The organism is Dongia sp. (assembly GCF_041918875.1).
Lineage (GTDB): Bacteria > Pseudomonadota > Alphaproteobacteria > Dongiales > Dongiaceae > Dongia.
On sequence record NZ_JAYRUV010000011.1, the window covers coordinates 32,314 to 57,434 of the forward strand.

Consider the following 25,121-nt stretch of genomic DNA (forward strand, 5'->3'; position numbering starts at 1 on the left):
GTGCCGTCCATGATGTCGGATACCTCGCCATGACTGCAAAGCTCACCGAGCGGATCAGGAGCCTTGGCCATATCGCCAATCTGATCAATGCCGGCCACGAACTGGGCGACGTGCTCAACCTGGTCGTCACCGCCGTATGCCAGCGATCGTCCTGGTCGAGCAGCGCCATCATGGCGGCTGATGAAGGCATCGGCTTTTCGGTCCTCGTGGCCCGCTTCGATCCCTTGTTCGAGGCGGGAAGGCGGTCGGTCGACAAATGGCTGCTCTCCACCAGTCCTACCCGGACGGTACTTGCCGACCGCCGGCCGATCATCATCGAGGATGCCCAGAAGAACGAGATGTTCCCAGGCTATCGCCAGGAGGCAATCGAACGCGACTACCATACCGTCGTCCTGCTTCCCTTCAGCACGGTGGACGAACAGGAGCGGGGTCTCGTTCTGTCGGTTCATTCCCACGAGCATCGCCGGGTGGACGAGGAGGAGATGGCCTTCCTTGAGACGGTGGCTCTGCTGGGCTCGCTTGCGGTTGAGAAAGCGCGCCGCACCAGGCTGGACGAAGTTCAGCGGGCCCAATTGCTGGGCGCACTCGATATATCGCAGATCGCGATGGATCATGTGCTGGGTAGGGAAGATGTGGTGGGCTTCGTGCGGCTTGCCGATGAACATCTGCAGGCACCCTTCCTGCTGGCGGATTTCGTCACCAATCGGTTGCTGCGCGGCGGCGGAGCCAAGCTGCCCGCGGATGCGGCCGACAGCGAGGCGCTGCGGGCCCTGCATCGCCATCTGCGCGACACCGAGAGCGGGCAATTCGACCGTGTCGAAGCGCTGGCGCTGAACGCGCGGCAGCCGGACGCTAAGGAAAGGATGCTGGTCGAACCTTGCCTCGCCGCCGGCCAGGTGCTGGGCGGGATCGTTCTGCTGGTGGACAAGCCGCTTAACGCGGCGGCGGCGTTGACGGCACAGCAACTGCGCGCCGCATGCACCGTCTTGCTGCTGCGCCAGCATATCCGCTTCGAGGCGGAAGCCGAGACTCATGGTGCCTTCTTCGCCCGTCTCTTCTCGGCCGATTGGCGCGACGAGGCGGCGATGCTGTCGCGCGCCCATCATTTGGGGCTCGCCCTCGATGAACCCGGGCAACTCGCTGCAATCAGCCTGCGCGGGATGGGCGAGATGTCGGGCGAGATCGAACAGGCCGTGGCGCGTCTGCTGCGGCGCATTCTGCCCGGCGGCGCGGCTTTTCGCGACGATCGGTCGATTGTCATTTTTCTGCCGCTCAAGAAAGCCAAGCCGGATTCGGCCCGCAAGCTGCTGGAGCAGTTGCTGCGCGAGATCGAATGGTTGACGCGCTCGGCACCGGTCGCCTGCCTGGGTCAGGTATGCCAGCGGCTGGAAGACTATCCGCCCGCCCGGCGCCAGATCGGTACGCTGCTGACGCTCGCTGAGAAAGTCGGGCGTGCCGGCATTGCCGAGACCGCCGATTTCGGCCCCCTCGCCAGGCTGGTTGCCCTTGCCGATGCCGGGGGCTTGCGCGATTTCGTGGGCGAGATTGTTGGCAAGATCGAGGCGCACGATGCCGCCCACGATGGCGAGCTTCTTGTTACTCTTGAGCAATTCCTCATTCAGCGCATGCGCTTGCAGGCCACGGCGGACGCGCTTGGCATCCATGTCACAACGCTGCGCTATCGGTTGCGGCGGGCGGCGGATCTCTTTGACCTCGATCTCAAGGAAGCCGAGAGCCGCCTTGGCCTGGAACTCGCGCTGCGTCTGCGGCGGCTATTGGGCTGATTGAGATCTATACTACGATTCCTAGCATATAATATGGCATACATTATACGTTTAATAGGATGACCGGCTGCCGCCGTCCTGACACGTTGACCCCCACGAGACAGGTCAATGCGCAAAGTGTCGGGAAGGGGCGGATATGCCGGAACGCGCCGTTCATCAGGTCGCTAACCGCCAGCCGCAAGCGGCTTCGGCCTCAGGGCACCATGCCTTGCGCCAGGCTTTCAGCAGTTTTGCGACCGGGGTCACGGTCGTCACCGTCTGCGACACGCTGGGCCGGCCGCGTGGCATGACGGCGAACTCCTTTACCTCGGTCTCGCTGGCGCCACCCCTCATCCTCATCTGCGTCGCCACCCAGGCGCCGATCTGGCCGGCCTTCGCCGGGGCACCGACTTTCGCCGTCAACGTGTTGGCTGCCGGACAGCGCGAGCTCTCGCAGCGTTTTGCGCGACCGGCCGACGACAAATTCGCCGGAATCGGCTGGCAGCACGGCGAACTCGGCGTGCCACTCATCGATGGTGCGGCGGCGCATCTCGAATGCCGCCGCGTGCGCGAGATCGAGGCTGGCGATCACATGATTCTGCTTGGCGAGGTTGTTCATTTCGCGCACTCGCCGGCACCGCCCCTGGTCTTTCATCGCGGCGCCTATGCAGCACTCGCTCAATAGCTTTCCAGCAACAAGGATCGTCCGGCCATGAAGTTCAGCCTCGCCATCAATTTCGAACGCATGACGCCAGCAACCGACATGCGCGATGTCGCCCGCCATACGCTTGAAATGGCCCAGCTCGCCGATGCCGCGGGGTTCGATATCGTCTGGGCGGCCGAGCATCACGCCATCGAGATGACTATTGCGCCCAATCCGTTCCAGCAGCTGACCTGGTGGGCGCAGCATACGAATCGGATCCGGCTCGGCGTCGCCGTCGCGGTCGCCGCCTACTGGCATCCGATCCGCCTCGCCGGCGAGGCTGCCATGTGTGACCTGCTCAGCAATGGCCGTCTTGAATTCGGCATCGGCTGCGGTGCCTACCAACGCGAATTCGACCGCATGGCCGGCGGTCTCAAGGCCCAGGACAGCGTTCCCTATATGCTGGAAATGCTGCCTTTGCTGAAGCAATTGTGGCAGGGCGATGTCGAACATAACGGCAAATTCTGGTCTTTCCCCAAGGCGACCGCCTGCCCGAAACCGGTGCAGAAGCCCTACCCCTCGCTCTGGGCTGCGGTACGTAACCCTGTCTCGTTCGACTGGGCTGTCGCCAACGAGCTCAACGTCATGACCTGGGCGCTTACCCGCGAATTCGCCGAGGTCGAACTCTACATGCAGCGTTTCCACGATTCGCTCGCCAAGGCGCCGGCGGGAACCAAAAGGCCGCGCTTCTCGACCATGCGCCATACCGGCATCTATGGCAGCGCGCGTGAGGCTGAACTCTTTATCAATTCCCTGAAGCGCGTCGCCGGCCAGTTCGAAAATCTTTTTCGTGGCGATGGTACGGTCGAAAATGGCTTTCCATCCGAGATCGACCTTGCCAGCCTGGAGAACCGCGCCGAATACAACAGCGAGATGCTGCAATCCAATCTCATGTTCGGCACCCCGGATCAGGCGATCGCCAAACTCAAGTGTTACGAGGCTCTTGGCGTCGACAATTTCATCTACTACGCGACCTATGGCCTGCCCATGGAGCAGCAGCGTCAATCGCTGAGACTGTTCATCGACGAGGTGATGCCGGCCTTCGCCGCAAGCGCGCCCCGCAAGAGCCTCGCCAGCGTCATCTGATTTCTCGCGGAGCCGGACGATGATGGCCTTCAGCAGCGACGACGACACCGATTTCGGCACGGCATCCCTGCGCGTGCCGCGGCCGAACGTGACCCTGCGGCAGCAGGTGCTGGACGTCCTGCGCCGCGCCATCCTTGACTTCCACTTCAAACCCGGCGACCGGCTGATAGAGCGGGAATTGTGCGAGATGGTGGGCGTCAGCCGTACCAGCGTGCGCGAGGCTTTGCGGCACCTCGAATCGGAGGGCCTGGTCGAGAATCAGCCGAACAGGGGGCCGGCGGTAGCGCGCGTCGCACCGGAAACGGCCTTGCAATTCTACGAAGTGCGCGAAGCGCTGGAGGGGCTTGCTGCACGGCTCTTCACGGCGCGGGCAACAGTGAAGCAGGTGCAGGACCTCCAGGCGGCCCTCGACCGCCTGACGGCTGCCTTCGCAACCCAGGACAAGCGGCTGATCATCGCCGAAACGACCGGTTTCTACACGGTGCTGTTGGATGGCTGCGGGAACGACATCATCCGCAACATGATTCAGTCGTTGCAGGCACGCATTCAGTTCCTGCGCGCCACGTCCATGTCGCAGCCCGGCCGGGCACCCGGCAGCCTGGCCGAGATGAATGCGATCGTCAGTGCCGTCTGTCGGCGCGATCCGGACGCAGCGGCTGCCGCAGCCACCGAACATGTGCGCCGCGCGCGGGATGCGGCTCTCGATATGCTCAGCCGCCACGCGGAGGAGATCTGACGCGGCAACCAGCGCGCCAGCCAGAGCCTTGCTCTAATAGCTAATACGGTATGTTGTATGACAAGGAATGAAAGTCCGATGCCCATCGAGATCCGCAAGATCGTCACCTACTGCGAAGACACGCTGGTCGAGGGCGGGAAGCCAGGTGCGGCGCCCATCCGCTTGGTGGCGGCGGCGGCGATCCTCCGCAACCCGTGGCATGAGCGAGGCTTCGTTGAAAATCTGCGGCCGGAGATTCTGGCGGCAGCGCCGATCCTCGGCAATGCGCTGGTCCCGATCATCCTAGACCGGTGCGGGGGCAGGGATCGTGTCGAGGGCTATGGCAAGGCGGCAGTCGTCGGGACGGCGGGCGAAATAGAACATGCCTCCGCGCTCATCCACACTCTGCGCTTCGGTAATGTCTTTCGCGAAGCGGTCGGCGGCACATCCTATCTAAGTTTCACCAATAAACGCGGAGGAGCCGGCTGCGCCATTGCCGTGCCGATGATGCACAAGCTCGATGAAGGCCAGCGGTCGCACTACCTCACCATCGAATTCACGGTGAATGACGCTCCGGCGCCCGACGAAATCGTGGTGGCGCTCGGTGCCAGTACCGGCGGGCGACTGCATCCCCGTATCGGCAACCGCTATATCGACATGGCCGAGATCGAGGCCGAGAAGAAGGCAGGATGATGGGCGGAGGCGACCGCATCCTTGGCGACGGAACTCGCTTTGCCGTGACGGGCAGCGGGCGGCCGCTGATCCTGGTTCACGGCGTCGGCATGGACCTTTCCATGTGGCAGCCGCTCGCTGTCCACTTGGCGCGGCATCGCCAAGTGATCCGCTACGACATGATCGGTCACGGGGCAAGCCCGAAGCCGCCTGGACCTTACCGTCTGGCGGATTTTGTCGCACAGTTGCAGCGCCTTGCCGATACGTTGAACCTGTCGCGTTTCGATCTGCTCGGCTTTTCCATGGGTGGCCTGGTGGCACAGGGATTTGCCGTTACCCATGCCGCGCGGCTGGACCGCCTGATCCTCCTCAACACCGTCTATCGGCGCAGCCAGGCCGAGCGCGATGCCGTTTTTAAGCGCGTCTCCGATGTGCTTGACGGTGGCTTCCCGGCCAGCGTCGACACTGCGATCGATCGCTGGTTCACCCCGGGTTTCCGCATCCGGCACCCCGAGACGGTCGATGCTGTCCGCCGTCATATGCTAAGCAACGATCTTGGCGCTTATGCCGCCGCCTATCGTGTCTTCGCCGCCGGCGATGCCGAGCTTGCCGACACGGCGGCACGCATCAAGACAGCCACGTTGGTCATGACTGGCAGCGACGACCAGCGTTCGACCGCAGCGATGGCGGCGGCATTGGTCGCCGATCTGCCGCTGGGACAGCTCGCGATCCTGCCAGGCCAGCGGCACCTGACGCCGATCGAGTGTCCTGGCGAGCTTGCGGCGCGGATCCTCGAATTCATCGCGGTGCCGGCAGTGGCGCAGGGCGAGGTGGGACATGGCTGAATTGCGCAGCTACCGGATGTTCATCGACGGCCTTTGGTGCGATGCGGAAGGCGGCGCCAGGCTGGAAAGCCTCAATCCGGCGACCGAAGAAGCCTGGTGCCGCTTTCCCGCAGCCACCGGGAACGATGTCGATCGGGCGGTTGCCGCCGCGCATCGCGCCATGAGCGCGGGGCCCTGGGCCACGATGAGCGCGACCGCGCGCGGCAAACTGCTGCGGCGCCTGGGCGATCTCGTCGCCGAGAACGCCGACCTGTTGGCCGAGACCGAGACGACCGATACCGGCAAGCTGATCCGCGAAACGCGCAGCCAGATTCGCTATGTCGCGGATTATTTCCACTATTTCGGCGGTGCCGCCGACAAGCTGGAGGGTGCCACCCTGCCGATCGACAAGTCCGACATGTTCGTCATGACGGTACGAGAGCCGATCGGTGTGGTGGCGGCGATCGTGCCGTGGAATTCGCAACTGATGCTGGCCGCCGTCAAGATCGGGCCGGCTTTGGCAGCCGGCAACTCGATTGTGTTGAAGGCCTCTGAACACGGGCCGGCACCGCTTCTCGAACTGGCGCGCTTGTGCGAGGAAGCCGGCTTCCCACCGGGATCGATTAATGTCGTGACCGGGCTAGGCGATCCCTGCGGCGCGCGGCTCACCCGGCATCCCCTGGTGGCACGCATCGCCTTTACCGGCGGTCCCGGCACGGCACGGCATGTGGTGCGCAACAGTGCCGAGAATTTCGCCGCGGTAACGCTCGAACTCGGCGGCAAGTCGCCGATCATCGTCTTCGACGATGCCGACATCGAGAGTGCGGTCAACGGTATAGTTGCCGGGAATTTCGGGGCCACGGGGCAAAGTTGTGTCGCGGGCTCGCGCGTGCTGATTCAGGCAGGTATCTTCGACGCGATCCTCGCGCGCGTTGCCGAGCGCGCACGGCGGATCGAGATCGGCGATCCACTCGATCAAGGGAGCGAGATGGGGCCGCTGGCGACGCGCGCCCAGCGCGATCACATCGAGTCCGTGCTGGCGCGTTCGCTCGCTGCGGGCGCCAGTCTCGTCGCCGGCGGCAAGCGGCCGGCGCAATACCCACGCGGATGGTATTTCGAGCCGACCATCCTTGATTGTCCGCATTCCGATATCCCCGCCGGTCGCGAAGAGCTGTTCGGTCCGGTCCTCAGCGCCTTCCGCTTTGCAGACGAAGCGGAGGCTGTGGCGCTCGCCAATGCCAGCGAGTTTGGCTTGGCGGCCGGAATATTTACACGGGACGGTGCGCGCGGCCTGCGCCTGATGCACCAGATCCGCGCGGGGATTGTATGGATCAATACCTACCGTGCCGTTTCGCCAATGGCTCCCTTTGGCGGTTTTCGGCAAAGCGGTGTCGGACGGGAAGCCGGCATCGAGAGCCTGCTCGATTACTCGCGCACCAAGACTGTCTGGATCAATACCGGGACCGCACCGATGGGCGATCCCTTCACGATGCGTTGAGGAGGGCAGGCGACATGATCTACGAACATCGCTGCTATCGCCTGAGGAACGGCACCGTGGGGGAATATCTGCGTCTCGTCGGTGAAGTGGGACTGCCGATCCAGCGCCGCCATCTTGGACAGCTCATAGGCTATTTCGTCACGGAGATCGGCCCGCTCAACGAAATCACGCATATCTGGGCCTTCGACGACCATGCCGACCGCGTGCGCCGCCGCGCCGAACTGATGGCGGATCCGGCCTGGCTTGCCTTCCTGCCCAGGATCCAGGCGCTGATCGAAGAGGGGACGAACAGGATTCTGCTACCGGCCTCCTTCTCGCCGCTGGCTTGAGGCGGCACGACATTCGCGCTTCGGCCGGTTCGGGGGGCCGCGGGCGTGATCACCAAGAACCCCGAGACGGCTTTACAGGGAGAGATGCAAGATGATCACGAGGAGAAAACTACTCGGCACCACCGGCCTCGGCCTAGGCAGTCTCGCCATGGCTGCGGCCTTTCCGGCGTCGCGCCTGCTGGCGGCCCAGGACCTCACTTTTGTCAGTTGGGGCGGCACCACGCAGGATGCGCAAAAGGCATCCTGGGCCGACCCATTCACGACAGCCTCCGGCGTCAACGTCCTGCAGGACGGTCCGACCGATTACGGAAAACTCAAGGCCATGGTCGATGCCGGCAATGTGGCGTGGGACGTGGTCGACGTGGAAGGCGATTATGCGTTCCAGGCAGCAGAGATGGGCTTGCTCGAGCCGATCGACTATTCCATCGTCAAGAAGGACAATCTCGACCCGCGATTCTCTTTCGAATACGGCGTCGGCAGCTTCTACTATTCCTTCGTGCTCGGCTATAACAAGGATGCAACCGGCGGCAAGACGCCGGAAGGTTGGGCGGCGATCTTCGACACGGCCAGTTTCCCGGGCAAGCGCTCCTTCTGGAAATGGTCGAGCCCCGGCGTTCTGGAAATGGCCTTGCTGGCGGATGGCGTTCCTGCCGACAAGCTCTATCCCCTCGATCTCGATCGGGCTTTTGCGAAGCTCGACACCATCAAGAAGGATATCCTGTGGTGGGCGAGTGGTGCTGAGTCCCAGCAGCAACTGGCCTCTGGCGAGGTCGCCCTAGGCAAGTTCTGGAACGGTCGCATGTTCGCCCTCGATCAATCGGGCGCCAATGTCGGCACGTCTTGGGCGCAGAACATGGCGTTGGCCGATATTCTGGTCGTCCCCAAGGGCGCCAGGAACAAGGCGGCGGCGATGAAATTCATCGCCCAGGCGAGCAGCCCGGAAGGCCAGGCGGCGCTGGCTGCCGCCACTGCCTATGCCCCGGTGAATGCGGCCGCGGTCCCGCTTCTCGGCAAGGAGATGGTTGCGATGCTGCCCTCCGAGCACTCCGACAGCCAGATTACGCTGGATATGCAGTACTGGGCGAAAAACCGCGATACCATCGGCGAACGCTGGTACGCATGGCAATCGGCCTGATCAGTCCGCGTCAGATATCTTCGCCGGGAAGCGGCGCGGGGTGGATGACACCACCCTGCGCCGCCACCCCGTTGTTCTTCAAACCGGAACGCCCATGAGTCTCGCCATCGCTACATCCTACGCTGCGCCGAAACGCGCCTGTCCCGGCCTAGCCGGGTTGGGACCGGCTTTGCCGGCTCTCATATTCCTGTTCCTTTGCCTGGTTCTGCCGCTGTCCAGCCTGTTCCTTCTCAGCGTGTCGGAGCCGGAGCTTGGGCTTGGCAATTATGCAAAGCTGTTGGGCGATGCCAGCTACGGCCGCGTTCTCTTCAACACTTTTTTCGTCGCCACGGTCGTCACCCTGGTTACGTTGCTGATCGGCTACCCTGTCGCGTGGCTGCTGGCTATTCTACCCGGCCGGGTCGCACAGTGGCTATTCGCCATCATCCTCTTGTCGATGTGGACAAACCTGCTGGCGCGAACCTATGGATGGATGGTCCTGTTGCAGCGGACCGGCGTCATCAATCGCACGCTCATGGATATAGGTCTGATCGCAGAGCCGCTGCCCCTTATCAACAATCTCTTCGGTGTCACCGTCGGCATGACCTACATCATGCTGCCCTATGTCGTCCTGCCGCTGCACGCCACCCTCTCGGGGATAGATCCGGCGATCATGCAGGCAGCGGCGATTGTCGGCGCCAAGCCACGGCAGATTTTCTGGCGCGTGTTGCTGCCGCTTTCCTTGCCGGGAATCGGTGCCGGTTGCCTGATGGTCTTCGTCATGGCGCTGGGCTATTACGTGACGCCGGCCCTGCTCGGCGGCACCACCAACATGATGCTGGCGGAACTGATCGCGCAGCAGGTTCAGTCTTTGCTCAATTGGGGCCTTGGCAGTGCCGCTGCCTTCATTCTGCTCGCCGTTACATTGATTTTCTTCGCCGTTTACGTCCGAGCTATCGGTCTTGGCAAGCTGAGGTAGGCGATGATCCTGACTCTCAACCGCATGGGCCGGGGCCGCTACATCCTCTACGCCATCGCCATTGCGATCTCGGCATTCCTGCTGCTGCCGATCGTGTTTATCGCCTTCCTGTCCTTCGGCTCGTCGCGATGGCTGCAATTCCCGCCGCCCGGCTGGACGCTGAAATGGTACCAGGCGCTCTTTGCCGATCCGCGGTGGATCGAAGCGACGTTGAACAGCTTCAAGGTTGGCCTCTGTGTCACGCTTTTCTCGGTGGCGCTCGGCCTGCCGGCGGCCTTTGCAATCGTGCGTGGCCGGTTTCCCGGGCGTGCCCTGCTGCACGCCTTCTTCATCAGCCCGATGATCGTGCCCGTCATCATCCTGGCGATCGCACTCTACGCCCTGGTGCTGAAACTCGGGGTCAACGGCACGTTCCTATCTTTCGTTCTTGCGCACCTCATCCTGGCACTGCCATTCTCGGTGATCTGCGTCGTCAATTCGCTCGAATCCTTCGACATGTCGGTCGAAAAGGCGGCGATCGTCTGCGGTGCCACCAAACTGCAGGCAGTCCGACGCGTAACCTTGCCCGCCATACGTCTCGGTATCTTGTCCGGCGCCCTGTTCTCGTTCCTGGTGTCGTGGGATGAGGTTGTCCTTAGCATCTTCATGGCAAGCCCGGGCCTGCAGACCTTGCCCGTCAAGATGTGGACGACACTTCGCCAGGACCTCACGCCGGTTATTGCCGCGGTTTCCACACTGCTCATCATCCTCACCATCGCCGCGATGCTCGTCGCGGCCTTTTTGCGCCGGAGAGCTGCCAGATGAACATGCCCGCCAAGAATGCCGTCGCGATCCGCCATCTGGTCAAGAAGTTCGGCAACGTGACTGCCGTCGACGATGTCTCGCTTTCGGTGGCCGAAGGCGAATTCCTGACATTTCTCGGCTCGTCCGGCTCCGGCAAAACGACGACTTTGTTCATCGTTGCCGGTTTCGAGGATCCGAGCGCCGGCACTGTCGAGATCGATGGACGTTCGGTCCTTTCGGTCCCGCCGAACGAACGCAATATCGGCATGGTGTTTCAGCGCTACACATTGTTTCCGCACATGTCGGTGCGTGACAATGTCGGCTTTCCGCTGAGCGTACGGGGCCGGCCTCGGCCGGAGATCGACAAGGCGGTGGCTGACATGCTCGACCTGGTGCATCTTGGTGCCTATGCTGGCCGGCGCCCCAGCGAGCTTTCAGGCGGCCAGCAGCAGCGTGTCGCCCTTGCTCGCGCCCTGGTCTATCGGCCGCGCCTCCTTCTGATGGACGAACCGCTCTCCGCTCTCGACAAACGCCTGCGCGAGGATATCCAGCAGGAGATTCGCCGCATTCACCGCGAACTCGGCGTCACCATCCTCTATGTCACCCATGACCAGGAGGAGGCGCTGCGTCTCTCCGACCGGATCGCTGTCTTCAGCCAGGGCCGGATCGCCCAGATCGGCACGGGCGCGGACCTATATGAACGCCCGGCCAATGCCTTCGTTGCCGGCTTCGTCGGTAATTCCAACCTGTTGCGGGGCGAGGTCGTCGACGTCACGGGCGGTGTCGCTACCGTCAGACTGGCGGATGGCAGCGTGATCCGTGGCATGAGCGCCGCGGGAATCGCGCAAGGATGTGCGGCCGAGATCATGGTGCGTCCCGAGCGATTGCTGCCACCCGGCGCAGAAGATGGCGGTCCGACCGCCGATCAGGCAATCAAGGGCATCATCATAGATCAAAGCTATCTGGGGGAAGTCCTGCAATACGAAATCAGAACGGCATGGCAGCAGAATCTCCTGATTCGGGACAGCCGCCGCATGTCGCCGAACCTGATCGGGTCTGAGGCCTGTTTCTCGTTCCGCCATCAGGACGCGCTGGTGTTTCCCGCCTGAAGACGGCGTCCGCCAGTGCCGGTACATTCTCGCAAATGGCCTGGAGGCATGCCGAACCGCCGATCCACCATTTCGACGTAAGGCGCGCACCAGCGTGGCTCTGGGCGTTCCTACGTGGGCTGTAAGGCTATCCAAGGTCCAGGGTGCCGTGGGATCGTTGACGATCACGCTGACTATACGGGCCCTTGCCGACCGACCTGAATATTTGCGCGCCCGAATGCCAATCCGGTCGCTGCGAGCGCAATGCGGATCGGAACATTCTATTTCGATACCCGCACCCATATATCTCGTCGGCCTCATGATCGAAATCCACACCCGATAAGTGTGAAGCTTATTGGTAATATTTGCCTAACGAAACATTAACACACAATCTTCAGATTCAATTTTATCGTTTTTTCGGAGCGGATCAGTCACCCAATTCGGCATCTAAAGCAGCCCGATTGAGGCGCGGATTCGCTCGCCTAATTCTTTGCCAGAACTGGCTCTAGACACCCTGCCGTCATCAGAAGGATATCAAATATGCCCGATTCATCCGTACTGCCAACCGCTATCCCGCAACGAGTCGAGCCGATCAAGGACATGATGCTTCACCCGGGTGGCGAAGCGCAGGCGATCGACCTTAACGTGGCTTTCGGCGGCACCGGATACACCTATACGCTGCAGAATTCCAACGGCGAGGTGATAACCGGGGCAAGTATCGATGCTAACGGTATTCTGACGATCGAACCGGGCGCGCTCGGCCATTCCGATATCCGGGTTATCGCCAGCGACGGGAACGGCCATACGGCATATGACGATTTCCGCGTCCGCGTTGCCGGCGAAAACGCCTACACCATTGCGGTCTTTCCGGACACGCAGAACTACACGTCGCATCCGGAACTCAATCACATCTTCTCCGATATGACACAGTGGCTGGTCGACAACAAGGACAGCCACAACATCCAGTTCATGGTCCATGTCGGCGATATCACGGATAACAATATCGAATCGCAGTGGAATGTGGCGGAGCCGGCCCTGCGCATCCTCGATGGCGTGATCCCCTATTCGCTGCTGCCTGGCAACCATGACCAGGCGGTTGGCGGCTCCGCGGCCGACCATTCGAGCATCTATCTCGACGATCGTTTTTCGCCGGAAGAGCAGGCGGCGGTAAGCAGCACGTTCGGCGGCGTCTATGACCAGGAGCCGGATCGCAGCGTCAACAATTATCACACCTTCACGGCCCCGGACGGCACCAAATGGCTGGTCCTGTCCCTGGAGTTCGGTCCCCGCGACGACGTTATCCGCTGGGCCGGGGATGTCATCGACGCGCATCTCGACCACCGCGTTATTCTTGCCTCGCATTCGCTGACTTCCTATGCCGGCCAGCACGATCCGCTGGGCGGCCCGCTTTATGACGAGGGTGCCGGCTACGATTACGGCATGGGCAGCGATCCGGAAGGTGCCAACGATGGCGAGACCGTCTATCGGGAGCTCCTCTCCAAATACCCCAACATCACATTCACTTTCTCCGGGCACATTTTCGGCGACGGTGCCGAGACCGATGTGGTCGAATCGCAGTACGGCACGCCGACCTTCCAGATGCTGGTGAACTATCAGAACGGCGTCTCGCGCGAGATCACCGGCAACGGCAACGAAGCGCTCGGCAATCGCGGCGGCAATGGCGCCATCCGTCTGGTCACCATCGATCCGGACAATAACCGCATCACCACCGAAACCTACTTCACCGAGTTCGACGATTATCTCGACGGCTACCGGGTCAAGGAGGAACTGGATCGCGACGGCCTGACCGGTCCCTATCGTGGCCATCAGGAAGTGTTCGAGAATGTCGATGTCGGCACGCCGACGATGCTGGCGCAGGCCCGTGCCGGCGACGATTTGTTCGTCGATGCGCCGGCTGGCGCCGACGTTGCCCTGGTACCGCTCGATGCGTCGCAATCCCTAAATCCGCAGCAGGATATCGTCAGCTACGAATGGCTCGACGAAGACGGCAATGTGATTGCTACCGGTGAGAAGCCGACCGTCGAGCTGGATGTGGGCCAGCATCACCTGACCCTGCGTATCACCGACAGCGACGGTCATGTGACGACGGATGCCTTCCTGACGGTAGTGGAAGGCGACGCCACCCTGCTGGTCGAGAACTTCAACGATGGCAATGCCGATGGATGGGTGCGTCCGGTTCAGGATGGCGCCAATGTCGTCACGATCGGAACGCCGGCGGAACTCGGCATTCCGGCCGTGCCTGGCGGCGACGAGACGGTTGCCCTCATCGATGCCATGCCGCCGGCCCAGAAGATCGTCCTCAACCCGAATCTCGGTCTGCCAGCCGGCTACAAGGTGCCGGAATATTCGGTGGTGTTCGACATCCTCATCCCGGCAAACCACAATGGCTATACGTCCCTGTTCCAGCTCAATGTGAGCAATACGGACGATGGCGATTTCTTCGTCAAAGATCTGGGCAATGGCACCGGCGGAGTTGGCATTAGTGGCAATTATACGGGCAGCTTCGCCTACGGCCAATGGCAGCGTGTCGCGGTAACCTTCACCGATAACGGCGATGGGACCCTGACGCTGAGCAAATACATCGAAGGCGTGAAGGTCGGCACGCAGTCAGTCGATGCCGCGCGCTTCAGCCTCGATGCCGGCACGGGCCTGCTGCTCTTCACTGATGAAGATGGGGAAACCAGCGACGTCTATGTAAACAGTGTGCTGGTGACGGACAAGCTCTTCACCGATGCCGAAATCGCGACGCTCGGCACCGCCAAGGCGGGTGGGATTCTCGATGCCGCACCAACTCCGGCCTCGGTCCAGTTCGATTTCGACAACGAAACGCTGGCGCCGAGCTTTGGCGTTGCCTCCCTCACCGTTGGCGAAGGCGGCGCAACCGGCAACTTCATCGTCAAGGGCACGGTCTTTGCCCGCGATACCGCCGAAGCCGGCCTGCCGGCACCGGAAGGCAGCCTCTACGACCAGTCGGACACGGATGGCAACATCCTGGTCTGGGGCGATGCCGCGGCCACCAATTGGCACGATTATGTCTTCGAGGCCGGCATCAAGTCGACCGACAATGACGGTATCGGCGTCGTCTTCTACTATACCGACGCGAAGAATTTCTATCGCCTGGAACTCAATGCCGAAACCAATACCCATCAGTTGGTGAAGGTGCAAAATGGCGTCGAAACTGTCCTGGCCAGCGAGCATGGCGGCTATCGTTTCAATGCCGACATGGTGTTGAAGGTTGCGGTGGTCGGCAACGAGATCACGGCCTTTATCGACAACCGGGTTTTGTTCGATGGACCGGTGACGGATGTCACGAATCCCCTCACTCAAGGTACTGTCGGCATCTATTCGGACGAGCAGAAAGCAACGATATTCGACAATATCACGGTCAATCAGGTGACCCTCGAGGCTCATGCCGGCAGCGATCAGCGCCTGCTTGATATCGATGGCGACGGCTCGGTGGCAGTCATCCTGGATGCCGGCGCGACCTTCGGGGGCGACCCGATCAGCCAATATCTGTGGAAGGATGCCGACGGCAATGTCGTGGCGAGCGGCGCCAATCCGACGCTGAACCTGACGCCAGCCAACCATGTCCTCACCTTGGAGGTAACCGACAGCGACGGTACGGTATCGACCGACACCGTCACGATCAATGTGGTCGGCAAGGACGATGTTCTGTTCCACGACGATTTTGGTTCGGCCGCGTCGGCGTCCAACTGGACCATCGTCGATGAGGGTGAGTTCGGCGGCCTTGGCCCCAACGGGCTGCAATCGGATTGGCAGTTCACCGACGGCAAGCTCAACCAGCTCTCCGACCTGCAGAGCCGCGAACTGGAATGGACCGGTGCCACGGCGGCCGACTATTGGGATCGCGGCTGGAGCCCGCTCGGCGACGGCGTCAATGTCCTGCGCAAAGGCACCTACGCCCTCTATAACGGCCACGGTGCCGAGGACTGGGAAAACTACTCGGTCGAGACCAATTTTGTTACGCCGGACAATGACGGGCTCGGCATTCTCTTCCACTATGTGGATGCCAACAATTACTACAAGCTGGAGCTCGACGCGGAAGGCGATCTCGATCGCAACCCGAGCAATGGCGCGGGCAGCATCTTCCAGCTGATCCGCATGCGGGGCGGGGTCGAGGAAATTCTCGGCATCGTTCCGGGCAAGTACACACCGGGCGAACTCACCAATCTGCGTATCGACATCAAGGACGGAATCATCCTGGCCTATCTGGACGGTGTGCAGATCTTCGGCCATGAAATCGCGGATCACAGTCATACGAAGGGCGGCTTCGCACTTTATTCCTGGGGCAATCAAGGGCTAGCCTTCGAGGATGTCACGGTCGTTTCGCTTGCCGACGAGGTCATCGACGAGGACCAGGTGCTCAACGGTACACCGGATGCCGACAATCTTTCCGGCGGGAACGGCGACGATATCATTGACGGCAAGGCTGGCGACGATGTCCTCGCTGGCAATGATGGCGACGACGACATTACCGGCGGCGCCGGCAATGACAGCCTAACCGGTGGCGCGGGCGACGATGTCCTGGCTGGCGGCAATGGCGATGACCAGGCCTTCGGCAACGGCGGCGATGACGATCTGACCGGTGGAGCCGGTAACGATCATGTCGATGGCGGTGCCGGTGACGACAGCGTCGACGGCGGTGCCGGCGATGACACGCTGGACGGTGGCATCGGCGACGACACGCTCTATGGCGGCAGTGGCAACGATACGGTCGCAGGTGGTGCTGGCGACGACGATATCGAGGGCAACGCCGGGGATGACGAACTCAATGGCGGCGAAGGCGACGACATCATTGCCGGTGGTGCGGGTAATGATACGATCGACGGCGGTGCCGGCGATGACGATATCAGCGGCGGCAATGGTGACGACCACTTCACCTATCAGGCGCCCGGCGGCGACGACAAGTTCGCCGGCGGTGCCGGTAACGATACGTTGGACGTGCTGCGCAATGAGACCGCACCGCGGAACTATGAGGTCACCGGCAAGGCCGGCGGCTTCGACATCGCCATCACGCTCGCGGACGGCACGCCGGACGCGACGGTGAAGACGAACGGTATCGAGATCCTGAACATCGACCTCGCCGATGGCGAAAGCACCAGCCTGTCGGGTGCCTTGACCGGCGTCACGCAGGTTGTGATCGAGGGTTCCGGCGGCAAAAACACCGTCGACGCCAGCGACCTCACCACGAACACCCCGCTCGACATCGACCTCAAGGGCGGTGACGACAAGGTTGTGCTGGGAGATACCTTCGGTGCCACCGAGATCGACGCGGGCGAAGGCGATGAGGCGGATGGTGACGCACTCGACCTTTCCAAGGCGACTGGCCCGGCCAATATCAATTTGGCGACCGGCACCCTGATGCTCAATGGCGCCTTGCTGCAGGCGGCTCACTTCGAGAATGTCGTTGGTACTGACGAGGATGATCAACTGACCGGCAACGGCGATGCCAACAAACTGGAAGGCGGTGCCGGCAATGACATTGTCGATGGCGGCGACGGTGCCGACCAGCTGATGGGCGGTACCGGTGAAAACAACCTCTCCGGCGGTGCCGGCAACGACACGCTGGGTGGTGACGATGCCGTGCAGGAGACCGCGTTCGACGGCGGCACGGGCTTCGACACGCTGATTGTGACCTCCGCCGGCGACGATGTCGCGGTCGACCTCGCTCATGGCAATGTCGATGGCGGCAATTACGACGGTTCGACGGTGACCAAGGTCGAGAACCTCATCAACGGGTCGCCGGACGTGGCGGTGGATTTCCGTGGCAATGCGTCAGCCAACCTGCTGCAGGGTGGCAACGAAGATGACGAATTGCATGGCCGCCAAGGCAACGATACGCTCGTCGGTAAGGATGGAGACGACTATCTCGACGGCAGCACCGGCGACGATCAGCTCCAGGGCGATCAGGGCGATGACGATCTACGCGGCGGTGCCGGCAACGACACCATCAGCGGCGGCACCGGCGACGACAGCATTCGCGCCGGGGCCGGTAACGACACGGTCGATGGCGGTGCCAACAGCGACGATATCCGCGGCGAAGCGGGTAACGATGTCCTCAATGGTGGTGCCGGAGACGACAATCTGCGGGGCGATGCTGGCGCCGACCGGCTCGATGGCGGCCAGGGTGACGACGATCTTACCGGCGGCGCCGGCGGGGACGTCTTCGTCTTCAAGCCGGGCTTCGGCCAGGACACGATCCACGATTTCAAGACCTGCGGGTCGAGTGCTGACGAGATCGAGTTCGACCATACGCTGTTCGCCGATTTCAGTGCGGTCCTGGCCGCCAGCGAACAGGATGGCGACGATATCGTGATTACGCTCGATGCCGACAACAGTATCGTGATCAAGGATGTCGTCCTCAGCCATCTTCATGAGAGCGACTTCCGCTTTGTGTAACGCATGACAAGCCACACCAAGCCGCCGCGGTCACCAGCCGCGGCGGCACTATCTTCCGCCCGCGGCGCGTTCCTGGCGACAGCGGGATTCAGCGGAGCCATCAACATCCTTATGTTGAGCGGCTCTCTCTTCATGCTGCAGGTCTATGACCGGGTGCTGGCAAGCCGGAGCGTACCGACCTTACTGGCGCTCGTCGTCCTCATTGTGATTCTCTATAGCTTCCAGGGCGCCTTGGAATTGCTGCGATCGCGGATATTCGCCCGGATCGGCCGCTCGGTCGATGGTCGGCTCAGCGATTGCGCCTTCGATGCCTACCTTGAACGCGGTGCGCCCGGCGGCGGTAAGGCCATGCCGCATTCGCCCTTCCGCGATATTGAACAATTGCGGAGCTTTCTCTCCAGCGGCGGGCCATCGGCTCTATTCGATCTGCCATGGATGCCGCTCTATGTGGCGCTACTCTTCGGGCTGCATGCCTGGCTCGGCTATATCGGCCTCGCCGGCATCGTCACATTATCTACCTTGACTTTCCTGACGGATCGCCTAAGCGCGGAGCATCAGTGCCGGGCGACATTGAAGACGAACGAGGCGACGGTTCTGGCAGAGGCATCACGCCGCAATGCCGAGGCGGTCCTGCCGCTGGGCATGGCCGGCCATCTGATGATGCGTTGGCGGAATGTTGCGCAGGAGGCTGCCGTGGCGCAAATGGCGGGTAGCGACGTGACATCGCTTTTCGCCTCGCTCTCCCGCTTTGCCCGCATGAGTCTGCAATCTCTCGTCTTGGCGTTGGGCGCCTATCTTGTGATCGCCGGCGAGGCGACTGGCGGTGTGATGATCGCCTCATCCATCCTGCTCGGACGGGCCTTGGCTCCGGTTGAATTGGCGATCGCCAACTGGAAGGGGTTCATCGGCGCGAGACAAAGCTATGGACGCTTGCAGGCCGATCTCAGGGATCCGGCACCGAGTTCCATGGTTGCATTGCCGGCGCCATCGAAGAGGCTCGACATCGATAAACTGACTGTGGCTGCCGACGGTCTCGCGGAGCCCATCCTGCGCGAAGTAAGCTTCGCCCTGAAGGCCGGCGAGGCGTTGGGTGTCATCGGGCCGAGCGGGTCCGGCAAGTCGACCTTGGTGCGCAGTATCATCGGCATCTGGGCGCCCGCACGGGGCACAGTACGGTTGGATGGAGCGACGCTCGATCAGTGGAACCGCGCGCAATCGGGCCGGTTCCTCGGCTATCTGCCGCAGCAGATAGAGCTATTGGCAGGCACGGTGGCGCAGAACATTGCCCGATTCGACCCCATGGCGACCTCCGACGAAGTACTGCGGGCTGCGCAACTGGCAGGGGTTGACGATCTGGTGCGGCGGCTGCCGCAAGGTTTCGACACACAAGTAGGTGAAGGCGGTCAGCGTCTCTCCGCTGGCCAGCGCCAGCGGATCGCCCTGGCACGCGCCTTGTTCCGCGACCCATTCCTGGTGGTGATGGACGAACCCAATTCCAACCTCGATTCGGCCGGCGACGAAGCGCTCAGCCGGGCAATCGCCTCGATTTCGGCGCGGGGCGGCATCGCCATCGTCGTCGCGCATCGGCCAAGTGCCTTGGGCGAAGTGTCGTTGATTCTGACCTTGGGCGAAGGGCGTGTTCAGGCATTCGGACCGAAGGATGAAGTCTTGCGTCAGGTGCTGGTGCCGGCTCAGGGAGCCAAGCCCAAAGCCGTACAGGCTGCGGAATGATGACGATGCAGCAGCAAGTGAATGATCCCTGGGGCATCCGCAAGCATGTCATCGTCGGCGTCGTGCTGGTCGCGTTGCTGTTCGGCGTCGTCGGTGGCTGGGCCGCAGCGAGCGACATTGCCGGCGCTGTCGTGGCGACGGGCCAGATTGTCGTCGAGTCCAGTACCAAGAAGGTGCAACATCGCGAAGGCGGCACGGTTGCCGAACTGCTGGTCCGCGAAGGCGACAGAGTCGCCGCGGGACAGATTCTGCTGCGCATGGACGCTACCCTGCCGCGCGCGAATCTTGAAGTGATCCGCAATCAGCTGACTGAACTGACCGCGCGACGCCTGCGCCTGGAAGCGATGCGCGACGGCATGGCGCAGATTGCTCAGCCCGCCGGTCTCAGCGTGGCAGGCGACCGGGAGAAGTTCGATGCCGCCTTGCGGGCCGAGCAGACCTTACTGGCGGCGCAACGCGATCTGCGCAGCCAGAAGCAGAAGCAGCTGAAGGAACAGGTGGCGCAGATCCGCCAGGAGATGAAGGGGCTGACCGCCCAGTCGGCCTCGCGCGAGGCGCAATTGCAGTTGATCGGCGCGGAACTGGTTGGCGTACACGAGCTTGCCGCCAAGAAACTGGTGCCGCTTGCCAGGGTCATGGCGCTGGAACGGGATGCTGAACGCTTGCACGGCGAGGGCGGCGAACTCGCCGCTTCGATCGCGCAATCGAAGAACAGGATCAGCGAAATCGAGATGCAGATGACGCAGGTCGATGCCGATATTCTGGCGGAGACCCTGACCGAATTGCGCGACGTTTCAGCCAAGCTTGCCGAACTGGCGGAGCGTCACGTCGCCGCGGAAGATCAGCTCCGGCATATCGACGTTTTGGCGCCACGGGCGGGTTTTGTTCAGGAGATGGCGGTTCACACGATCGGCGGTGTCGTCAATCCGGGCGAAACGATGATGCTGATCGTGCCGGAGGAAGACCGTTTGATCGTCGAGGCGCGCATAGATCCGCAGCATATCGACCAGGTACAGATGGGGCGCGAAGCCTTCGTGCGCTTCAGCTCGTTCAGCCAGAAATCGACGCCGGAACTGATTGGCCGGATCTACAGTCTATCGGCGGATGCGACGGTCGATGAGAAGACCGGCATGAGCTACTATCTTGCGCGTCTGCAATTCGACCGCGGCGACTTGCCGGAGGGCCTCCGCGAGAAGCTGCTGCCGGGCATGCCGGCCGAAGTCTATGTGCAGACCGGGCAGCGGACGGTCCTCAGTTACTTCCTCAAGCCGCTGACGGACCAGCTGGCCCGCACGTTCCGAGAGGAATAGAGGGCCGGTCAGCCGCCCGCTTCGCTGCCCCTGATCGCTTTCCGGACCGTCATTCGTCCATGGCTCCGTGTGGCCGGCAGGGCTGGTCATCGGCTTAAATCTTCCAGTTTATTGTTGACAATCTTCTGATGACACAGCACTGTCCCGTCAACAGGTCGAAGAACCTGCGCGTGCTGGGGAGGATTGATGGCGTTCGTAGAACTCATCGGCTTAACGAAGCAGTTCGGGTCGCTGACCGTGGTCAAGGAAGTGGACCTGGCAATCGAGAAAGGGCATCTCGTCTGCCTTCTCGGGCCGTCGGGCTGCGGCAAGACGACGACATTGCGGCTCGTCGCCGGCTTCATCGAGCCCAGCGGTGGCGAGATTCGCGTCGGCGGTAAGCGCCTCTCATCCGTCGAGGCCAGCGCCCCTCCAGAAGCGCGCAACATGTCGATGATCTTCCAAAGCTATGCGCTTTGGCCGCATATGACGGTGTTCGAGAACGTCGCCTACGGCCTGCGCCTGCGTAAATTGGCGCGACCCGAAATACGCGCGCGCGTCGAAGAAATCCTCGCGGCGACAAGATTGCTGGCATTGGCGGAACGCTATCCGGCCGAATTGTCGGGCGGCCAGCAACAGCGTGTATCGCTGGCGCGTGCGCTGGTGATCAAACCGGAGACGCTGCTGCTCGACGAGCCGCTGTCCAACCTGGATGCCAATCTGCGCGAGGAAATGCGCTTCGAGATTCGGCGCCTGCATGACGAATACCGCTATACGACCGTCTATGTGACGCATGATCAGGCGGAAGCAATGACGACCGCCGACACGATCGTCGTCATGAATCAGGGTGTCATCGAACAAGCGGGTTCGCCGGAAGACATATATCAGCGCCCACGTTCGGAATTCGTCGCCCGTTTCATCGGCGGCACCAACATCTTTCGCGGCCGGCATGCCGGTAACGATGCCGTAACCTGCGCTGGCGGGCTGGTTTTGCGCTGCGGCAGCGGCGATTTCGCCGATGGGGTGGAGACGGCGGTATCCATCCGCCACCACGACATCCTTCTCTCCGCCGGCAGGCCGACCGGTGCCGAGACGAACTGCATCGCCGGCACGGTCACGCGCCAGATCTATCTGGGTTCGCATAGAGACTATCTCGTGAGCATTCCAGGCGGGGAGACGGTGCGCACGGTCGCGCCGGTCAATTTCGCGATCCCGGCAGGTCAACAGGTTTGGCTCCATTTCCCGCCGGAATACTGCCGGGCACTCGCGCATTAGGAGGAGGAAGTCATGTGGGGAAGAGGAGTTGGCCTTGCCGCCCTTGCGGTGGCAATAGCCTGGAGTGCGCCTGGTCTGGCATTGGCCCAGGACGGCTATGAAATCACGCCGGAACTGATTGAGAATGCCAAGAATGAAGGCGCCGTGGTGTTCTATACCGCGACCGACGTCACCGTGGCGGAGAAGCTGGCCAAGACGTTCGAGGAAGAATATCCAGGCATCAAGGTGCAGGTGGAGCGTGCGGGATCCGAGCGCGTTTTCCAGCGCATCGGCCAGGAGTTGAGCGGCGGCATTCACAATGCCGACGTTATCGAAACGTCGGATGCCGTGCATTTCCAGCTGTTCAAGCGCGAAGGCTGGCTCGCTGGCGGCCTGCCCGCCAACGCCACGAAGAACTGGCCCAAGGAGGAGATGGACCCGGATGGTCAGTACGCAGCCTACCGCGCGCATCTCTCGGTGATCGCCTACCGCACCGATATGGTGAAGCCGGCGGAAGCGCCCAAGAGCTTTGCAGATCTGCTCGATCCAAAATGGAAAGGCAAGCTCGTCAAGGCCCATCCCGGCTATAGCGGCACGATCATGACGGCCACTCATGCACTCAGCAAGGCACTCGGCTGGGAGTTTTTCCAGAAGCTCGGCCAGCAGGATGTCATGCAGGTGCAGTCCTCGACCGAACCGCCAAAGAAACTTGCCCAGGGGGAACGGCCGGTTCAGGCAGACGGCAACGAATACAATGTCTTCCGCCTCAAGGAGGACAATGTGCCGATCGAGATCGTCTATGCGGCCGAAGGGACTCCGCTGGTCGTCGGCAACGCGGCGATGCTGAAGGATGCGCCGCATCCCAATGCCGCCAAGCTGTTCTATGCCTACCTATTCTCGGCCGAGGCACAGCAACTGAACAGTGATTTCGGCGGATTGCGCTCCTTCCATCCGGATGTGAAGGAAAAGGCCGGCCGGACACCGCTCAAGGACATCAAGCTGTTGCTGCCGGACGCGGCGGAACTGGAAAAGGAAATGCAGATCATCAAGTCGAAATACGAAGAATATTTCGGCACCTGAAACCAGAACATCAGAGCGGGAATCATGACCAGCATGTCCTCCAGCATGCCCCAGAGTGTCGGCCTCAAGCGCGGAATCGACTTTTCGCGGCCGGTCTTCATCCTGCTTGCTGCCATTTTGGGTGTGCTGGTCATCCTGCCTTTGTTCTGGCTCCTGGTTTACAGTTTTTCGGATAGCGATGGCGGCGTGACGTTCGGCAATTTCGTCACGCTGGTGACGGATGGGGCAATGCGGCGGTCGTTCGGCCTGGCGATCGGCATGGCGGCGGCGGTCGGCATCATCGCTTGCGCGGTGGCGACACCGATGGCCTGGTTGGTTGCGCGCACCGACCTCCCCGGCCGGCGCTTTGTGCGGGTTCTGGTGACTGCCTCCTTCGTGACGCCGCCGTTTCTGGGGGCCATCGCCTGGGAGATACTGGCGGCACCCAACAGCGGTATCCTGAACACCGTCTATCGCTGGGCGTTCGGGCTCGAATCATCGGCCTATCTCTTCGACATCTACACCTTTACCGGGCTGGTCTTCGCGATCGCCTGCTACACTTTCCCCTATATCTTCACTCTGGTCGCCAATGCGCTCGACCGCGTACCGTCGGATCTGGAAGATGCTTCGGCCATTTTGGGCGCGGGCTGGATGACGACCTTGCGCCGCGTCACATTGCCTATGGTGGTGCCGGCCATGCTGGCCGGTTCGCTGATCGCCATTCTGCAAGCCCTGACCATGTTCGGTTCGCCTGCCATCCTGGCGCTGCCGGCCGGTTTTCACGTCATCACGACCAAGATCTGGAGCCTTTTCCAATATCCACCACGCCTTGAACTGGCCGCCGCCGCCGCCATTCCGCTGCTCCTGCTGACGGTACTGCTGCTGCGCGGGCAGAAGTGGATCATGGGGCGCAAGAGCTACACGGTGCTGGGTGGCAAGAGCGGGGCGCCGCGGACGACAGAGCTTGGCGCCCTTAAATGGCCAGCCATCATTTTCGTCGGCGCCGTCCTCAGCCTGACGGTCGCGCTGCCTTATGCCGCCATTCTGAAAACGGCGGTCACCGAGACGATCGCCGCTCCCCTGACCTGGGAATCGCTGACATGGCGGCACTTCAATTTCGTCTTCTTCGAATTCTCGGCAACGCGTCTTGCCATGTTCAACACGCTGTTGCTGGGTGTATTGACCGCGACGGTCTGCACTGCGATCGCGCTTGTCGTCTCCTATCTGGTGTCGCGGCGCTTGGTCTGGGGCTCCGGCGTGCTTGGCGTGCTGGCGACCGCACCGGTCGCCATTCCCGGGATCGTCCTGGGTGTGGGGCTCTTCCTGAGCTATGCCAATCCGACTTTCATGCTCTATGGCACTTTGTGGATCCTGCTTATTGCCTTTCTGACCATCGAGATGCCGGCCGGTTACCAGCAGCTTTCCTCCGCCTTCCAAGGCATCCATCCGGAATTGGAGGAAGCAAGCCGCATCCTGGGCGCGTCACGATTGAAGGCGCTGTGGCAGATCACGGCGCCATTGCTGCGCTCCAGCGTCATCGCCACTTGGTGCTTCGTCTTCATCGGGACGATCCGCGAATTGTCGGCGACGATCCTGCTGACCACCGCGAACACCAAACTGATCTCGGTCATAATCTACGATCTCAACGAAAGCGGCGATCTGGGGGCGATTTCGGTGCTTGGTTTGCTGCTTCTGGGCGTCTCTTTCGCCGTGGTCTTTGCTGCGAGCAAGATGCCGATCGGCGCTACGCGTATGCAGCCGCGCGGATAGCGACGGATCGTGCCGGCGGGCAG

At 62.0% G+C, this 25,121-nt stretch carries 18 protein-coding genes; all 18 read left to right on the plus strand.

Features of this window, described 5'->3' with window-relative positions:
- Window positions 1–29 precede the first annotated feature (29 nt).
- The 18 genes from ACE3TY_RS12925 to ACE3TY_RS13010 all read left to right on the plus strand — a co-directional run bounded on the left by ACE3TY_RS12925 (window position 30) and on the right by ACE3TY_RS13010 (window position 25,098).
- Window positions 30–1,784 (plus strand): helix-turn-helix domain-containing protein, encoded by a 1,755-nt coding sequence (locus tag ACE3TY_RS12925; protein WP_374653531.1) that lies wholly within the window; start codon window positions 30–32, stop codon window positions 1,782–1,784.
- 136 nt (window positions 1,785–1,920) lie between these two features.
- A complete protein-coding gene (locus ACE3TY_RS12930; RefSeq protein WP_374653533.1) occupies window positions 1,921–2,448 on the plus strand; it encodes a flavin reductase family protein in 528 nt (175 codons plus the stop codon).
- Window positions 2,449–2,475: 27 nt separating this feature from the next.
- Window positions 2,476–3,552: an LLM class flavin-dependent oxidoreductase gene (locus tag ACE3TY_RS12935; RefSeq protein WP_374653535.1), complete on the plus strand. Its 1,077-nt coding sequence runs from the start codon at window positions 2,476–2,478 to the stop codon at window positions 3,550–3,552.
- Window positions 3,553–3,571: 19 nt separating this feature from the next.
- Window positions 3,572–4,288: a GntR family transcriptional regulator gene (locus ACE3TY_RS12940; RefSeq protein ID WP_374653537.1), complete on the plus strand. Its 717-nt coding sequence runs from the start codon at window positions 3,572–3,574 to the stop codon at window positions 4,286–4,288.
- 78 nt (window positions 4,289–4,366) lie between these two features.
- Entirely contained in the window at window positions 4,367–4,960 is a 594-nt protein-coding gene (locus ACE3TY_RS12945) for an amino acid synthesis family protein (RefSeq protein WP_374653539.1), read from the plus strand.
- Window positions 4,957–5,784, plus strand: coding sequence for an alpha/beta fold hydrolase (locus ACE3TY_RS12950; protein WP_374653541.1), 828 nt, complete (start codon window positions 4,957–4,959; stop codon window positions 5,782–5,784). Before ACE3TY_RS12945 ends, ACE3TY_RS12950 begins: the two co-directional genes overlap by 4 nt.
- Entirely contained in the window at window positions 5,777–7,261 is a 1,485-nt protein-coding gene (locus ACE3TY_RS12955) for an aldehyde dehydrogenase (RefSeq protein ID WP_374653543.1), read from the plus strand. Before ACE3TY_RS12950 ends, ACE3TY_RS12955 begins: the two co-directional genes overlap by 8 nt.
- Window positions 7,262–7,275: 14 nt before the next feature.
- The gene (locus ACE3TY_RS12960; protein WP_374653545.1) at window positions 7,276–7,590 is read left to right on the plus strand and encodes an NIPSNAP family protein; all 315 of its coding nucleotides are present in this window, start codon (window positions 7,276–7,278) and stop codon (window positions 7,588–7,590) included.
- 91 nt (window positions 7,591–7,681) lie between these two features.
- Window positions 7,682–8,725, plus strand: a complete 1,044-nt coding sequence (locus tag ACE3TY_RS12965) for an ABC transporter substrate-binding protein (protein ID WP_374653547.1) — start codon at window positions 7,682–7,684, stop codon at window positions 8,723–8,725.
- A 94-nt stretch (window positions 8,726–8,819) separates the two neighbouring features.
- Window positions 8,820–9,683, plus strand: coding sequence for an ABC transporter permease (locus tag ACE3TY_RS12970; protein ID WP_374653549.1), 864 nt, complete (start codon window positions 8,820–8,822; stop codon window positions 9,681–9,683).
- A gap of 3 nt (window positions 9,684–9,686) precedes the next feature.
- Window positions 9,687–10,487 carry an ABC transporter permease gene (locus ACE3TY_RS12975; protein ID WP_374653551.1) on the plus strand — a complete coding sequence of 267 codons (801 nt, stop codon included), beginning with the start codon at window positions 9,687–9,689 and terminating at the stop codon, window positions 10,485–10,487.
- The gene (locus ACE3TY_RS12980; RefSeq protein WP_374653553.1) at window positions 10,484–11,575 is read left to right on the plus strand and encodes an ABC transporter ATP-binding protein; all 1,092 of its coding nucleotides are present in this window, start codon (window positions 10,484–10,486) and stop codon (window positions 11,573–11,575) included. The genes ACE3TY_RS12975 and ACE3TY_RS12980 overlap by 4 nt, the downstream gene beginning before the upstream one ends.
- Window positions 11,576–12,094: 519 nt before the next feature.
- Complete coding sequence (locus tag ACE3TY_RS12985; RefSeq protein ID WP_374653555.1) at window positions 12,095–17,995, plus strand: hypothetical protein; 5,901 nt, start codon at window positions 12,095–12,097, stop codon at window positions 17,993–17,995.
- Window positions 17,996–17,998: 3 nt separating this feature from the next.
- Complete coding sequence (locus ACE3TY_RS12990) at window positions 17,999–19,726, plus strand: type I secretion system permease/ATPase (protein WP_374653557.1); 1,728 nt, start codon at window positions 17,999–18,001, stop codon at window positions 19,724–19,726.
- Window positions 19,727–19,731: 5 nt separating this feature from the next.
- Entirely contained in the window at window positions 19,732–21,036 is a 1,305-nt protein-coding gene (locus ACE3TY_RS12995; RefSeq protein WP_374653559.1) for an HlyD family type I secretion periplasmic adaptor subunit, read from the plus strand.
- 186 nt (window positions 21,037–21,222) lie between these two features.
- Window positions 21,223–22,290 (plus strand): ABC transporter ATP-binding protein, encoded by a 1,068-nt coding sequence (locus tag ACE3TY_RS13000; protein ID WP_374653561.1) that lies wholly within the window; start codon window positions 21,223–21,225, stop codon window positions 22,288–22,290.
- Between the two features lie 12 nt (window positions 22,291–22,302).
- Window positions 22,303–23,349 (plus strand): ABC transporter substrate-binding protein, encoded by a 1,047-nt coding sequence (locus tag ACE3TY_RS13005; RefSeq protein ID WP_374653563.1) that lies wholly within the window; start codon window positions 22,303–22,305, stop codon window positions 23,347–23,349.
- Between the two features lie 24 nt (window positions 23,350–23,373).
- Window positions 23,374–25,098 (plus strand): ABC transporter permease, encoded by a 1,725-nt coding sequence (locus tag ACE3TY_RS13010; RefSeq protein ID WP_374653565.1) that lies wholly within the window; start codon window positions 23,374–23,376, stop codon window positions 25,096–25,098.
- The last annotated feature ends 23 nt before the right edge of the window (window positions 25,099–25,121 follow it).

Coding starts and splice junctions, on each gene's coding strand:
- ACE3TY_RS12925 (WP_374653531.1), top strand. CDS start 30: ATGACTGCAAAGCTCACCGAGCGGATCAGGAGCCTTGGCCATATCGCC.
- ACE3TY_RS12930 (WP_374653533.1), top strand. CDS start 1,921: ATGCCGGAACGCGCCGTTCATCAGGTCGCTAACCGCCAGCCGCAAGCG.
- ACE3TY_RS12935 (WP_374653535.1), top strand. CDS start 2,476: ATGAAGTTCAGCCTCGCCATCAATTTCGAACGCATGACGCCAGCAACC.
- ACE3TY_RS12940 (WP_374653537.1), top strand. CDS start 3,572: ATGATGGCCTTCAGCAGCGACGACGACACCGATTTCGGCACGGCATCC.
- ACE3TY_RS12945 (WP_374653539.1), top strand. CDS start 4,367: ATGCCCATCGAGATCCGCAAGATCGTCACCTACTGCGAAGACACGCTG.
- ACE3TY_RS12950 (WP_374653541.1), top strand. CDS start 4,957: ATGATGGGCGGAGGCGACCGCATCCTTGGCGACGGAACTCGCTTTGCC.
- ACE3TY_RS12955 (WP_374653543.1), top strand. CDS start 5,777: ATGGCTGAATTGCGCAGCTACCGGATGTTCATCGACGGCCTTTGGTGC.
- ACE3TY_RS12960 (WP_374653545.1), top strand. CDS start 7,276: ATGATCTACGAACATCGCTGCTATCGCCTGAGGAACGGCACCGTGGGG.
- ACE3TY_RS12965 (WP_374653547.1), top strand. CDS start 7,682: ATGATCACGAGGAGAAAACTACTCGGCACCACCGGCCTCGGCCTAGGC.
- ACE3TY_RS12970 (WP_374653549.1), top strand. CDS start 8,820: ATGAGTCTCGCCATCGCTACATCCTACGCTGCGCCGAAACGCGCCTGT.
- ACE3TY_RS12975 (WP_374653551.1), top strand. CDS start 9,687: ATGATCCTGACTCTCAACCGCATGGGCCGGGGCCGCTACATCCTCTAC.
- ACE3TY_RS12980 (WP_374653553.1), top strand. CDS start 10,484: ATGAACATGCCCGCCAAGAATGCCGTCGCGATCCGCCATCTGGTCAAG.
- ACE3TY_RS12985 (WP_374653555.1), top strand. CDS start 12,095: ATGCCCGATTCATCCGTACTGCCAACCGCTATCCCGCAACGAGTCGAG.
- ACE3TY_RS12990 (WP_374653557.1), top strand. CDS start 17,999: ATGACAAGCCACACCAAGCCGCCGCGGTCACCAGCCGCGGCGGCACTA.
- ACE3TY_RS12995 (WP_374653559.1), top strand. CDS start 19,732: ATGCAGCAGCAAGTGAATGATCCCTGGGGCATCCGCAAGCATGTCATC.
- ACE3TY_RS13000 (WP_374653561.1), top strand. CDS start 21,223: ATGGCGTTCGTAGAACTCATCGGCTTAACGAAGCAGTTCGGGTCGCTG.
- ACE3TY_RS13005 (WP_374653563.1), top strand. CDS start 22,303: ATGTGGGGAAGAGGAGTTGGCCTTGCCGCCCTTGCGGTGGCAATAGCC.
- ACE3TY_RS13010 (WP_374653565.1), top strand. CDS start 23,374: ATGACCAGCATGTCCTCCAGCATGCCCCAGAGTGTCGGCCTCAAGCGC.